This window comes from Nitrospira tepida (assembly GCF_947241125.1).
GTDB lineage: Bacteria > Nitrospirota > Nitrospiria > Nitrospirales > Nitrospiraceae > Nitrospira_G > Nitrospira_G tepida.
The window spans coordinates 3,516,025-3,528,968 of the sequence record NZ_OX365700.1 but is presented as its reverse complement, the minus strand read 5'-3'; the positions used below and the strand labels follow the sequence as shown (position 1 = coordinate 3,528,968).

The window sequence follows — 12,944 nt, the reverse complement described above, 5'->3', positions numbered from 1 at the left end:
TATGTTAGAAACGAGCACGATTCGGATGCACACCCCGCTCGGGCCGAGCCGCTCCGCCGTCAGGCCGGCAGTTCCGTGTCGGCCAAGAGGCGGTCGATGTCCAGGATGGCGACGAGCTTGTCTCCCGCCTTGCCGATCCCGCTCAAGAAACCGATGTCGATCTTCTGGCCGAACGCGGGCGGCTCTTGGATGTCCTGCGCGCCGATGTTCAACACGTCGGACACGGCGTCCACGATCAACCCGACCACCTTCTCCCGCACCACCACCACCACGATGACCGTGAACATCGTGTACTTCGTTTCTTCCATATTAAACTTGCTGCGCAGATCGACGATCGGCACGATGGTGCCCCGGAGGTTCAGGACTCCCTTGATGTATCCAGGGGTGTTTGGGATGCGGGTGACCGCCGTGTAGCCCTTGATTTCCTGGACCCGAAGGATGTCCACTCCGTAGAGTTCCTCGCCCAGTTGAAACGTCAGGTACTGGCTGCCGTCCGTGGCGAGGCCGATCTGCTGATGGCTGTCTTTGGAGATTTCAAGCGTGGAATCCATTTATCCCTCCCTGTTATTCGGCAATCGTCATGCGTCATTCGCCAATCGTCTGCCGGCTTGGGATCGAACCGTTTGACGGATGACGGTTGACGCCCCGCCACTCTCTCTAGGCCGCCACGGGCTCGAGCCGTCTGGTCAAGTCCAGCAGGCCGCGCACGTCCAGGATGAAGCCGACCGTCCCGTCCCCCAGGATCGTAGCGCCGGCGATGCCCTGCACCTTCCGGAAATTCTTCTCCAGGCTCTTGATCACGACCTGCTGTTGCCCGACCAACTCGTCCACCATCACGGCCACCCGCTCTCCTTCGGTTTCGACGATCACCAGGATGCTGTCCAGTAGATCCGTGTGTTCCGGTTCGATATGGAACGCCTGGTGCAGTCGTAGGATCGGATGGTAAGCGCCGCGCACGTTGATCAGCTCGGCCTGTCCGATGATCGTGCGGATCGTGTCGGGACAAGGTTGGATCGACTCGACGATCGACACCAGCGGGATGATGTACAGTTCTTTGCCCACCCGCACGGTCATGCCGTCGATGATGGCGAGCGTGAGCGGCAGTTTCAGCGTGAACAGGGTGCCCTTGCCCGGCGTCGTCTTGATCCCGACGGTGCCGCCCAGCGCCTCGATGTTGCGCTTGACGACATCCATGCCCACGCCGCGGCCGGACACATCCGTGATTTTCTCCGCGGTCGAGAAGCCGGGTTTGAAGATCAGTTGCCAGATTTGGTCGTCGGGGAGCTTCTCGCCTTCCAGGACCAAGCCCTGCTTGACGGCCTTCGCGAGGATGCGATCGCGGTTGAGGCCGCGCCCGTCGTCCTCGACCGTGATGCAGATGTTCCCGCCCTCGTGGAAGGCGTTCAGCTTGATCGTGCCCTGTTCGGGCTTGCCGGCCGCCAGCCGTTCATCGGGAGGCTCCAGGCCGTGGTCCGCCGAGTTGCGGATCAAATGGGTCAAGGGGTCGCCGATGCTCTCGATGACGCTCTTGTCCAGTTCGGTTTCCTCGCCGGCGGTGACAAGCTGAATCTTTTTGCCGCTCTTTTGCGCGAGGTCCCGGACCAACCTGGGGAATCGCTGGAACGCGGTGCCGATCTGCAGCATTCGGATGCCCATGACGCGCTCCTGGATCTCGCGGGTATTCCGCTCGAGCTGCGCCATGCGTTCGAGGAGCAGGGGCATCTTGGCCAGAGAAAAATGTTTGCCCAGATCGGTCAACATGGATTGGGTGATGACGAGCTCGCCGACCAGATTGATCAGCCGGTCGATCTTGGCCGTATCCACCCGGATCGTGGTGGTGTCGGCCTTCTTGGCCTGCGCCGCGGCCTCCGCCTGCTTCTGCGTCTCCAGCGCCTGCGCGACCTGCTGGGGTGTGACGACCTGCTGTTCGACCAGGATCTCGCCGACTTTCTTCTGCTGCGATAAGGCCCGGTGCAAATCCTCCTGCGTGACGGCGCCGCTCTCGACGAGGATCTCTCCCAAGGGCTTCACGTGCGCGCCTGGGCTCTCGGACGGCGAAGGCGGCAGGGAAGCGATCGCCGCCGGCTCATCCGGCGTCGTATCGAGGATGCTGAGGATGCTGTCCTCCTTGACGAACTCAAACACCGACTCGACGACTTCTTGCGTCTTGGCCGTGTCCAACACCAGAGACCAGGACAGGTAACAACGTTCCGGGTCCATCGCGGCGAGGTCTGGCAGGCGTCCGGCATCGACCTTGAGACGAGACACCGTTCCAAGGTTCCGCAGGTCCTTGATCACCTGGATCGGGTCGAGGCCGATCTGAAAAATATTGCCCGGCGGCGTCCAGCCGATGGTGAATTGGTAGTGCGCTGTTCCGGCCGGCGATGAAGCTGGCCCGGACTGAACCGGGGCCGTGTCTTTCGGCGGGGTTGCGACAGACGCTGGATCGGCAGAGGCTGTCGAAGGCACCTTCCCGGCCGCATAGTCGGCCAATTGCTGTTCGAGGCCCGCCACCAGCCTCTGGTCCGGATGGTCTCCTCCCTTTGCGGCTCCGATGAGCGCCTTGAGGCAATCCGTGCACTTGAGCAGCAGATCGGCCACCGGCGGAGTCACACCCAGCCTGTTGGTGCGGAGCTGATCGAGCAGCGTCTCCATCTTATGGGTGAATTGCGCGACCGCCGAGAAGCCCAACATGCCGGCGACGCCCTTGATGGAATGGGCCGAGCGGAAGATCGTATTGAGCAGGTCCAGGTCGGTCGGGCGCTGCTCCAGTTGAAGCAGGCCGTCCTCGATGTTGGTCATGTGCTCCGAGGCTTCTTCGAAAAACGCGTCGTTGAATTGGGAGAGTTCGCCGCTCATGCCGGCAACACCTTCTGCACGACCTTCATGAATTGGTCGGGGTTGAACGGTTTGACGATCCAGCCCGTGGCCCCGGCGGACCGCCCTTCGGCTTTCTTGTCCGCGGACGATTCGGTGGTCAGGATGAGGATGGGCACGAATTTCATCGCCGGGAGCTTGCGGAGTTCGCGGATCAGGCTCAGTCCGTCCATGCCCGGCATGTTCAAGTCGGTCACGACCAGGGCCGGCTGCGGCGACGCCTCCAGTTTCGCCAAGGCCTCCTGGCCGTTGCCCGCCTCGACCACCTGGAAGCCGGCATTGGCAAGGGTGAAGGCCACCATCTGGCGCATGGTCGGCGAGTCGTCGATGACAAAGACGGTCTGTTCCATATCTCGGTTCCTCCGGGCCCGCCGCAGGGGCCGGTCACAATGCGAACAGGGTCACGTGTCCTTCCCGGTCGCCGTCGGGCGAACCGGTTCCTGCCGACGAAGCGGCCTGTCCCGTGAGACTGTGCGCCATGACCGCTCGTTCGCTTTCCATGGTGTAGCTCTGGTGCAGTGCCTGGAGCAGGTTGCTGGCCTTGTCGTCTTCCAGTCCGTCTCCCCGCACCAGGGCTTCGATCGAGGCCCGGAGCTGTTCCAACGGCGTGACCACATGCTGGAGTTGTTGCTTGGTGATGTCCTGGAATTGAAGCGCCATGACGATGCGCGTCACGTCCGAGGACAGCTCTCTGGCAGAAGCGGTCAGGGTCTCGGTGGCGGCCGCCAGTGTCTCGATCGGGAATGCGGGGTGGGCAGGCCTGGCCTTCAAGGATTCAAGCAGGGTCCTGATGCGAGCTACCTGAGATTCCGCCCGTGCCGCGATGGCGAGGATGCCGGTATTGATCCGAATCGTGGCCGTTTCCGTTTGTTCCATGACCCCTTCGATTTGCCTCGTCAAAATCGGAATGAGCGGGACGGCGTCCGCCGCCAACTGCCGCCAGGCTCGCTGTTGCGCCGTATCGCGATTCGCCGCCGACGGCTGGGTGTTCCGGCTCGTCAAGCCCCACCGCGCCACCCACCAGACGCCGGCGCCCAAACCGAGCCCCAGCCCAAGGATGAAGCCCCAGGCCATGGTTGCGAATCCGGCACTCACTGCTTTCCCTCCCGGGACGTGCAAAGGCGTCAACAGTCAATCGTCAATCGTGGAACTGTCTCTTGCGGTTGACGTTTGACAAATGACGGTTGACGACTTGTTCTGTCGTTTGACGCTCAGCGGCCAAGTAGTCCAAGGCAGCCTGCCTGGTCGAGTTTCGTCCGGATGCCCTCGGGAAGCTCCGCCACCGTACAGCGTCCCGTCTGAACCGCGGCGATGAGAATTTGCAGCGCGGCGCTGTCGAGCCGTTCCACCTGCCGGAGATCCACCGTGATCCGCCGGTTCCCGGCAGTCCATTCGAGCATCTCGCTCTTGAAACGCCGCGCTTCTGCGACGGTCAGGTTCCCCTCCGGTCGCATGATGGCCGGGGCCGGCGCATCGACAGGCGCCGGCGGAGATTCCTGGGACGGATTCGCATCCATGACATTCCTTGTTCGGATGTCGCGCGGAGTTTCTTGAGCGATGGCCGTGGTGAGTCAACCGAATCCCAACTGCTCCAACACGTCGTCCACGAGGTCCTGTTTCAGCGCGGTGGTCTTCGAGGCCTCCAGCCACTTCAACATGTCGCCGGTCTTACCCTGGTCGCGTTGTTGGCCATTGGGGTGTTGCGAGCCGAAGATCACGAGCAGCTCCAGCAGCTTATGTTCGACATCGGTCAGCACGGTCACCAATTTGTTGACGCGCTGGGCCAGGAGATCCTGAAACGACAGGGCGGTGAAGATTTCGATCAGCCGCTTCTCGTCGTCGTTCAACAGTTGCCGTATGGCCTCCAAGTCATCCAGAAGCGGCCCGCCGATGCCGGCGTGGCTCAGCCTGGCGAGGATGCCGTTCAAGGCTGTCAGCAGGCGGCCGTGGTTGTCTTGAATGGCCTCGGTTTGCCCCATCACGTTGTGGGTGGCCTCCTCGCTCATCTTGCGGAGGTCCGACAGGTGTTCTGTCGCCTGGGGGAGCTGGTGCGAAGCCGCCTCGATCGGCTGTTGCAGGTTCTGAAAGCCGTGCATCGTCTGCTCGATATAACGGGCCAGGTCGCCGAGTTCTTCATACAATTTCCGATTCTGATCGCTCACCGGAGCCTCCACGTCGGTCTGGGCAGGGCTGTCGCGGATGGACCAGCCCCGCGTCTCACTTGAAGATCTTGTTCATCTTGTCTTGCAGGGTCTCGGCCGTGAAGGGTTTGACGATATAATTGCTGACCCCCGCCTGCGCGGCTTCGACGATATTGTCCTTTTGGGCTTCGGCCGTGACCATCAGAACGGGAAGCGTTTTCAGTTTCTCATCCGCCCGGATCGCCCGCAGCATTTCAATGCCGGTCATGACGGGCATGTTCCAGTCCGAGACGACAAAGCCGTAGCTCTCGGCGCGGAGCTTGGCGAGGCCGTCCTGTCCGTTCTCCGCCTCTTCGACGTTGTTGAACCCCAGTTGCTTCAGAAAGTTCTTGGTGATGCGGCGCATGGTGGACATGTCGTCCACGACCAGAATCTTCATGTTCGGATCGGCTGGCATAGGGGCTCCTCCTCTGGTTCCTTCCGAAGATCGATTCGAAATAGCAGGACACAGGCCGTGCCGGCAGCGGCAAGACGCGACGGATCGGCGCCGCTTGGGCATCGTGACCATCTCACTATCGGCAGCTTGGATGGCGGACTTGACCGGTTGTTGGCGATTGACAGCGGTTCATCTCTGCCTCGCGGGAGGAGCAAACTGCCCCGCCTGTGAGGAAAGAATTGCCGGGGTTGCCGAACGGGGATGGGGTGACTCGGCGGAAGGTGTTGATTTGGCGGGAGACCGTGATCGGGCGGTGCATGGCATCGGACTTGAGATAGTGCCGATCGGATTGCCGGAGCAGTTTGATGAGATCCACGCACCATGAGTGAGATCAGTCCTGTCCCGACTGCGGCTGTGGGCTCGTCCGCCGAGAGCGGAGTGCGTCCCTCCCTTGGAGCGACCGAAGGGCCGTCGGGGGATGGCGGAGCATTCTCCCGGATGCTTCAGGATGTGGCCGGCGGCAGACCAACAGTTCCCGAAGCATCCGGCGAAGGCTCTTCGGCCGGTCTTCAACCGGAGGAAGCACCGTCGGACGACCAACCATCGGAGGAGTCGGCGACGGTGCATGCAGTCGTCGATCACCTTCTGATTGAGTTCGCTGACGTGGATTCCGGAGGCCAGGCCGATGCGACGCCGGTGGATGAAAAGGCGGCATCAGCAGCCTCTCCTGTCGAAACGTTGTTAGAGACGGCGCCGGCTGTCGGGCCGCAGGTCCAAACGGCGCCGGTGCAGAATGGCGATGGAGCAAGAACAACGAAGGAAGTGGACCCAGACCAGGCTCAGGCGATTTCGCAGCCGGCGACGACGCCGGGAAACAAGCCTCCGAACCTTGTCCCGGCGTTTTCCACCAGCGTTGGAGAAGCTTCCCTGGATGTTCGCGAGACGCAGATGGACTCCGGACTGGCAACGGGAAGGCCGCGAACGGATGGGGACGTGATGCTTTCCCCGGACCGGCAGCCGGCCGTCGCCGCGACGCCTATGGGAACCGATGCCTCGCTGAGTGGGCCAGCCGGGCCGACGGAGCCACGCTTGATGGGACCGCAAGGAGATCTGCCGCCTGCTGCCGTTGCCGCCAAAGGGCCGCCGTCCATTCTCTACGGCGGGCAGCAGGTAGGAGGGGCGCCCATCAGCGACAACCAGCTGCTGTTTTCAAGCCCAGTCGGTCTGGGAGGCGACCAAACTGAATGGGCGATGTCGGTCAAACCACTCGGTGATCCCGCTTCCGGCGCCAGGACGCCACAGGATCAATGGAGCGGGAACGGAGAGCCTGCCGGTTCAGGCTCGAGTTTTCATGGAGATCCGGTTCAGGGAACTGCGTTGGGCGGCCAGACGCCCTCCGGAGGCCAGGGTCCCGAGACGAGATCGGCTGCTCCTGTCTCGGAGCCGGTTCGTCCGGCGCCACAACCGGGAACTGTCTGGGATATGTCGGCTCCCCGGACCATGAGGTTGGAGCTTCAGTCTCCGGACGGCCCCCCGCTTCGGCTGCACGTCTCGCTGGTCGAGCAGACCGTCTATGCCAAAGTCGTCACGGATCAACCAGAAGTACAGGACTTCCTGCTGAAGAATCAATCGCGCCTGGAATCTCAGCTACAGAGTCACGGATTGGAGATGGGGCAGTTCTCCGTCTCGGTGGATCGACAGGGGCAGGAGCCGTTGTCATATGGATGGGAGAAGACCTGGCAACAGTCGGACCGGCGGAGCCAGGGGATTCCGTCTCCGATGGAAGCGGACGCGGCGGTCTCGGCCGGCTTCGAAGCAGGCGAGCAGCGGCGCGTGAATCTGTTTGCCTAGAGCTGTTGAACAGCAGGCTGATGAGTAAGAACAGGGGGATTGGATGGAACTTTCGCCGGGCATACAAGTCGTTCAGGCTGCGTTGAACAACTCGACTCCGGCCGGGGCTCCTTCGGTCGGCGGCGCAACGGCCGGGGCGGCGTCCGCCATCGCCGGGCATGCTCAATTGGGGAAGGACGACTTTCTCAAGTTGCTGGTCGCTCAGCTTGAAAACCAAGATCCGTTGAATCCGACCAACAATGAACAGATGGTCGCCCAGACCGCGCAATTCAGCCAGATCGAGCAACTGACCAAGGTCGTGACGCTCTTGGAACGAATGGTGGAACTGCAGGAGGCGCAGGCCTCGTCGGTTGCGCCAGCGGCCCCGAGCACTCAGCAGGCGTGAAACGTGGAAACGAAGACACTCAGCACTCAGCACTCAGCACTCAGCACTGAAGAAGATTCCCTTTAATACCTGATAACTGACAGTGGTTCCACGTCGGTCAGGATAGAGCACACGACACACCAGGAGGAGCGAACATGGGGATTCTCACGTCGATGTTCACGGCAGTCAGCGGGCTCAGCGCGTACGGCAACGCGATGGGAGTGATCGGGAACAACATCGCCAATGTGGGGACAATCGGGTTTAAGGGCAGCCGGGCCTCGTTCGCGGATCTCGTGTCAAGCAATCTAGTGGGAGGGGCCGGAACGGATCAGGTGGGCCTGGGGGTCTTTCTGAACGACCTCCAGGGGGATTTTTCGCAAGGCGCGTTGACGACGACGGGATCGGTGCTGGATCTCGCCATCGATGGGAACGGGTTCTTCATGGTCCAGAGTGCCGCGGGACAGAATATGTTTACCCGCAACGGTCAGTTCCGCCTCGACAACCAGGGCCGCATCGTCGATGCGAACAACTATCTCTTGCAGGGCTATCAGGCCAACTCGGCCGGTGTGATCACCACCGCGATCGGCAACATCTCGATGAGCACCACCAACCGCGCCCCGCAGGCCACCACGACCGCGAACCTCCGGGCCAACTTGGATGCGGCCGCCACGGTTCCGGCCGGCGCGTTCAATGTCTCCGATCCCACGACCTATAATTTCTCGACCGGGTTGACCATCTATGACTCCCTGGGGCAGTCCCATCAGCTCCAGTTCTATTTTGTGAAAACCGCGACCGCCAACACCTGGAACCTCTACTCTCAGTTGAACAGCGGTGCGGCAACCGTCGGCGCCAATCTTGTGTTCAATTCGACCGGGGCACTCACGTCCGGAGGGACGCAAAACCTGTCTCTCGCGATCGGGGGCGGCGCAGCCACCCCACAGAACGTGGCCGTGGATTTCACCCGCTTGACCCAATATGGCGCCAACTCCGCATTGCTGGACCAGACCCAGAATGGATTCGCCGCGGGCTCGTTGACCGAGTTCTCCATCGATTCCAACGGGCAACTCCTGGCGCAATACAGCAACGGCCAATCCCAACTGCTTGCGCAACTCGTCCTGACCCGCTTCCCGAATCCGCAGGGGCTTGCCCGTCTCGGCAATAACGTGTTCTCCCCGACGGCGGAATCGGGGACGGCGATCCAGGGCTCGCCGAGCAGCAACGGCCTGGGGCGGATCATCTCCGGCGCGATCGAACAGTCCAACGTCGATCTGGGCGAGGAGTTCGTCGACATGATCATCACGCAGCGGGCGTTCCAGGCCAACTCGCGCGCCATCACGACCAGCGACGAGATGCTGCAGGAACTTGTGAACCTGAAGCGGTAAAGCACAGTCATTCGTCATCCGTCACTCGTCAATCGTGATGTGGCCGGTCCGGGCGCGTGGCGGTTGACGATTGACGTTTGACGCATTGTTCTTCCTCTTTTCCACTCTTCCTCAACAGGCGTCAGGATTCTGACGATGTCAAGGTCCTGGCTGGCCGGCCGACCGTCACCGGAGGATCCCTCATTACGCTGATCGGCGCGAACCCAAGCGGGGCGTGCAGTTGGCCGCGCTGCTGGCCATGGCAGAAGCCGGTTTACCATGGCATATCCATTGCAAAAACACCGGCCCGATCACTCCACCAAAGGGGACTGCCATGGCGGAAGTTGCGGAAGAAGCCAAAGCGCCGGCGCTCGCGCCGGGGCTGCCCATGAAAATGGTCATCATGATCGCGGTGGGCATGTTGCTGCTGGGGCTGGGCGGGGCGGCCTTGCTATTTCACTTCATGAAGGGAGCCGGCCCATCGGCGAAAAACGAGGAGCAGGCCTCGGAGGCCCCGGTCCCAGCCAAGGAAGGGCATGACATCGGCTCGAAGCCGCAAACAGGAGCCACGGCCCAGGTCGGGGTCATCTACGATTTGGATCCCTTCATCGTCAACCTCGCCGATACGCCGGAGATTCACTATCTCAAGGTCACGGTCAAGTTCGAGCTGGAACGACCGGACGTGACCGAAGAGCTGAACAAGCGGCTCCCCCAGACGAGAGACGCGATCCTCGTGTTGCTCTCCAGCAAGGAAGCCGCAGCCGTGCGCAGCACACAGGGGAAACTCCAACTGCGCGAGGAGATTCTGCAACGGGTGAACGCGCTCTTGCCCAAGGGCGGCGCGCGGGGCGTGTATTTCACGGATTTCATCGTGCAGTGAACCAAGGGAGTGGGCGGCGCCATATGGGAGGCCTGCCTGCTCGTTTGAACAGGGGTGATTCCGGATGGCCGATAAAATTCTGAGCCAGGACGAAGTCGATGCATTGCTCCGCGGCATGGACGCGGGCGACGTCGACACGACGCCGAAGGAAGAAGAGACCGGCGGCATCCGCACGTTGGACCTGTCCGCGCAAGAGCGGATGGTGCGCGGCAAGATGCCGACCTTCGAGATGATCAACGACCGGTTTTGCCGCATGCAGACCGTGTCCTGGGCGGCCGCCCTCCGCCGGCCCGTGGAATTCTCGATGGGCGCCACCGACATCATGAAGTTCGGGGAGATGCTGAAGAAGGTGCCCGTGCCCGCGTCGCTGAGCCTGTTTCAACTCAAGCCGCTGCGGGGCCACGGCTTGGTCATCATGGGCGCGCCGCTCGTCTATGCCCTCGTGGATAATTTTTTCGGCGGGCACGGCCAGACGCACGTGAAGACCGAAGGGCGGGATTTTACGCCGGTCCAGCAGCGCGTGATCAAGACCATGCTGGAACGGCTGCTGACCGACCTCGAAAAGGCATGGCACGCCGTTCTTCCGGCCAAAATCCATTTCGTCCGCTCGGAAAGCAACCCCCAGTTCGCGATGGTCGTGTCGATTCCGGAGATCGTGGTGTCCGTCTCCTTCCATGTCGATCTGGCGGGGATCTCGCACAAGGTCATGGTGATGTATCCCTATTCGATGATCGAGCCGATCAAAGAAAAACTGTCGGCTGGCTTCTTCGCCGATCAGATGGAAGAGGATCAGAGCTGGATGAACCGGTTCAGAGAGCAACTGCTGGATTGTCCGGTGGAACTGACGGTGCAACTGGGCGTCACCGCGGTGCCGATGAAGGACGTGTTGCAGTTCGGAGTGGGCGACGTCGTGCTGTTGGATCAAAGCCCTGGGGACCTGATGACGGGGTTTGTCGAGGGCGTTCCGAAACTGCTCGGCGCGGCGGGCGTGGTCAAGGGAGCCAATGCGTACCGGGTCGTCAAGTCGATCTCGGGACCGGTTGGGTGAGGAGGCGGAAATGGAGGGACGTGAAGCCAGCCAGGGAGCGATGGACGCAACGGGAGCGGAGGCGGGGACGCAACCAACGACGATTCCCGCGCAAGAAGCGAAGCCGCTGGCGGGAGCCAAGAATCTCGATGTGCTGCTGGATATCCCCATGCAGGTGTCGGTGCAACTGGGCACGACCCGCATGATCATCAGGGAACTCCTGCAATTGGGGCAGGGGTCCGTCGTGGAATTGGACAAGCTGGCGGGCGAACCGCTGGAAGTCCTGGTGAATCATCGCTTGGTGGCGCGGGGCGAAGTGGTCGTGGTCAACGAGAAGTTCGGCGTCCGCTTGACCGACGTCGTGAGCCCCGTCGAACGCGTACAGAAGCTAGGGTAACACTTCTCGCATCATCTCCATTGCCTCAACGCGGATAACCCGGTGGAACTGTACGATAGCGTGGTTCGCATGATCGCAGCCCTGACGGTGGTCTTGAGCCTGATGGCCGCCTTGGCCTGGAGCGCCCGGCGCTTCTTGGGCAAACCGTTGATGCCGGGAGCGGTCCCCGCCATCCGAGTGCTGGCCACCGCGCATTTGGGCGGCCGCAAGAGCATTCTGCTGGTCTCCGTGGCAGACCAGACGCTGATTATCGGCGCCACCGCCACCGAACTGGTGCGTCTGGGAACGGTGCATGCCCGCCAAGCAGCCGTTCGTAAACAGATAGAAGAGTCTGTCGAAACGGCCTCGCTCGCGGAGGCCGATGCCGGGGTCATGGAATGAGGACGGTGTCTCGGTCGACTGTCGCGCCGTTGCTTCAGCGACTCGGGCGACCGACTCGGTTTGGCCGACTCCCCCTGTTCGGCTCGCTGGCCGTGGTCCTTCTGCTGGTGAGTGTGTGTGGTTCGGCCGATGCTGTGGCGGGAGACGGTCCCTCGTTGACCATCGATCTCGGCCGAAGCGGGCAGGGTCAGGTCGCGGTCGTCCTCCAGGTTCTCGCCCTCCTGACCGTTCTGTCGCTGGTTCCCGCGTTGTTCATCATGGCCACCTCGTTCACGCGCATCGTCATCGTCCTGTCCTTTCTCCGGCAGGCGATGGGGACCCAGCAGGTGCCGCCGAATCAGGTCCTTATCAGCCTGGCGCTGTTTCTGACCTCGTTCGTGATGGCGCCGGTGGGGAAGGCGGTCTATGAGGACGCCGTGCAGCCGCTAATGGCCGAACGGATCGGCTACGAAGAGGCCTGGACCAAGGCTTCGGCTCCGCTCCGGACCTTCATGCTGAACCAGGTGCGCGAGAAGGACCTCGAATTGTTCATCGACTTGGCGAAACTGCCGCGCGTGTCTTCACCGGCGGAGTTGCCGATGCAGGTCGTGCTGCCGGCCTTCATGCTGAGCGAGCTCCGGATCGCGTTTCAGATCGGGTTTTTGATCTATATCCCGTTCCTGATCATCGACATGGTCGTCGCCAGCGTCTTGATGTCGATGGGCATGATGCTCCTGCCACCGGTCATGATTTCACTGCCGTTCAAATTGATCCTGTTCGTGCTGGCCGACGGCTGGTATCTCGTGGTCGGCTCGATGGTCAAGAGTTTTCAGTAGCGGCAGAGATGTCAATCGTCAAGCGTCAACCGAAACGCAGAGGAAGCGGCAGGCAGCTCTTCCTACGAATGACGATTGACGTTTGACGGATGACGGGCAGCGACTAGCGCGGTGAACCACAGGAGCACAGAACGATGACGCCGGACATGGTGGTGGAGATCGGACGCGGGGCGGTGGAGACCACGTTGCTGGTGGCGGCGCCCATGCTCGGGATGAGTCTCGTGATCGGCTTGCTGGTGAGCCTCTTTCAGGCCTTGACGCAGATCAACGAAGCCACGCTCTCGTTTGTGCCGAAGATCCTTGGCGTCTTTCTCGCGACGATGCTGTTCTTTCCCTGGATGATCCGGGTGCTGACCGGGTTCATGACGCATCTGCTCATCACGATCCCGCAATATGCACGGTAGGGCTCTCACT

At 61.8% G+C, this 12,944-nt stretch carries 15 protein-coding genes and 1 pseudogene; 9 read left to right on the top strand and 7 right to left on the bottom strand.

The features are described 5' to 3' along the window. Window positions 1-59: 59 nt before the first annotated feature. The 7 genes from QWI75_RS16695 to cheY all read right to left on the bottom strand — a co-directional run bounded on the left by QWI75_RS16695 (window position 60) and on the right by cheY (window position 5,475). Window positions 60-551, bottom strand: coding sequence for a chemotaxis protein CheW (locus QWI75_RS16695; RefSeq protein WP_289269875.1), 492 nt, complete (start codon window positions 549-551; stop codon window positions 60-62). A gap of 106 nt (window positions 552-657) precedes the next feature. Next, complete coding sequence (locus QWI75_RS16690; protein WP_289269873.1) at window positions 658-2,859, bottom strand: chemotaxis protein CheA; 2,202 nt, start codon at window positions 2,857-2,859, stop codon at window positions 658-660. Next, the gene (locus QWI75_RS16685) at window positions 2,856-3,227 is read right to left on the bottom strand and encodes a response regulator (protein ID WP_289269872.1); all 372 of its coding nucleotides are present in this window, start codon (window positions 3,225-3,227) and stop codon (window positions 2,856-2,858) included. The genes QWI75_RS16690 and QWI75_RS16685 overlap by 4 nt, the downstream gene beginning before the upstream one ends. 34 nt (window positions 3,228-3,261) lie before the next feature. Further along, entirely contained in the window at window positions 3,262-3,972 is a 711-nt protein-coding gene (locus QWI75_RS16680) for a hypothetical protein (protein WP_289269870.1), read from the bottom strand. 116 nt (window positions 3,973-4,088) lie between these two features. Further along, window positions 4,089-4,394: an STAS domain-containing protein gene (locus QWI75_RS16675; RefSeq protein ID WP_289269868.1), complete on the bottom strand. Its 306-nt coding sequence runs from the start codon at window positions 4,392-4,394 to the stop codon at window positions 4,089-4,091. A gap of 54 nt (window positions 4,395-4,448) precedes the next feature. Continuing rightward, window positions 4,449-5,039 (bottom strand): protein phosphatase CheZ, encoded by a 591-nt coding sequence (locus QWI75_RS16670; RefSeq protein WP_289269866.1) that lies wholly within the window; start codon window positions 5,037-5,039, stop codon window positions 4,449-4,451. A 55-nt stretch (window positions 5,040-5,094) separates the two neighbouring features. Then, window positions 5,095-5,475, bottom strand: coding sequence for a chemotaxis response regulator CheY (gene cheY, locus QWI75_RS16665; protein WP_289269864.1), 381 nt, complete (start codon window positions 5,473-5,475; stop codon window positions 5,095-5,097). 360 nt (window positions 5,476-5,835) lie between these two features. Between cheY and fliK the strand changes: the two genes are divergently transcribed. The 9 genes and pseudogenes from fliK (at window position 5,836) to fliQ (ending at window position 12,934) form a co-directional block, all read left to right on the top strand. After that, a complete protein-coding gene (fliK, locus tag QWI75_RS16660) occupies window positions 5,836-7,305 on the top strand; it encodes a flagellar hook-length control protein FliK (protein ID WP_289269862.1) in 1,470 nt (489 codons plus the stop codon). Between the two features lie 43 nt (window positions 7,306-7,348). Continuing rightward, window positions 7,349-7,690: a flagellar hook assembly protein FlgD gene (locus QWI75_RS16655; RefSeq protein ID WP_289269860.1), complete on the top strand. Its 342-nt coding sequence runs from the start codon at window positions 7,349-7,351 to the stop codon at window positions 7,688-7,690. Between the two features lie 134 nt (window positions 7,691-7,824). Beyond that, complete coding sequence (flgE, locus tag QWI75_RS16650; RefSeq protein ID WP_289269849.1) at window positions 7,825-9,051, top strand: flagellar hook protein FlgE; 1,227 nt, start codon at window positions 7,825-7,827, stop codon at window positions 9,049-9,051. 313 nt (window positions 9,052-9,364) lie between these two features. After that, window positions 9,365-9,910, top strand: coding sequence for a flagellar basal body-associated FliL family protein (locus QWI75_RS16645; RefSeq protein WP_289269848.1), 546 nt, complete (start codon window positions 9,365-9,367; stop codon window positions 9,908-9,910). A 64-nt stretch (window positions 9,911-9,974) separates the two neighbouring features. Next, window positions 9,975-10,958: a flagellar motor switch protein FliM gene (gene fliM, locus QWI75_RS16640; protein ID WP_289269847.1), complete on the top strand. Its 984-nt coding sequence runs from the start codon at window positions 9,975-9,977 to the stop codon at window positions 10,956-10,958. Between the two features lie 124 nt (window positions 10,959-11,082). Continuing rightward, window positions 11,083-11,334, top strand: a pseudogene (gene fliN / locus QWI75_RS16635) (flagellar motor switch protein FliN); the annotation flags it as partial. Window positions 11,335-11,376: 42 nt separating this feature from the next. After that, window positions 11,377-11,715: a FliO/MopB family protein gene (locus tag QWI75_RS16630; RefSeq protein WP_289269845.1), complete on the top strand. Its 339-nt coding sequence runs from the start codon at window positions 11,377-11,379 to the stop codon at window positions 11,713-11,715. 92 nt (window positions 11,716-11,807) lie between these two features. Beyond that, complete coding sequence (gene fliP / locus QWI75_RS16625) at window positions 11,808-12,530, top strand: flagellar type III secretion system pore protein FliP (protein WP_370693648.1); 723 nt, start codon at window positions 11,808-11,810, stop codon at window positions 12,528-12,530. Window positions 12,531-12,664: 134 nt separating this feature from the next. Beyond that, a complete protein-coding gene (fliQ, locus tag QWI75_RS16620; RefSeq protein ID WP_370693582.1) occupies window positions 12,665-12,934 on the top strand; it encodes a flagellar biosynthesis protein FliQ in 270 nt (89 codons plus the stop codon). Window positions 12,935-12,944: the final 10 nt, after the last annotated feature.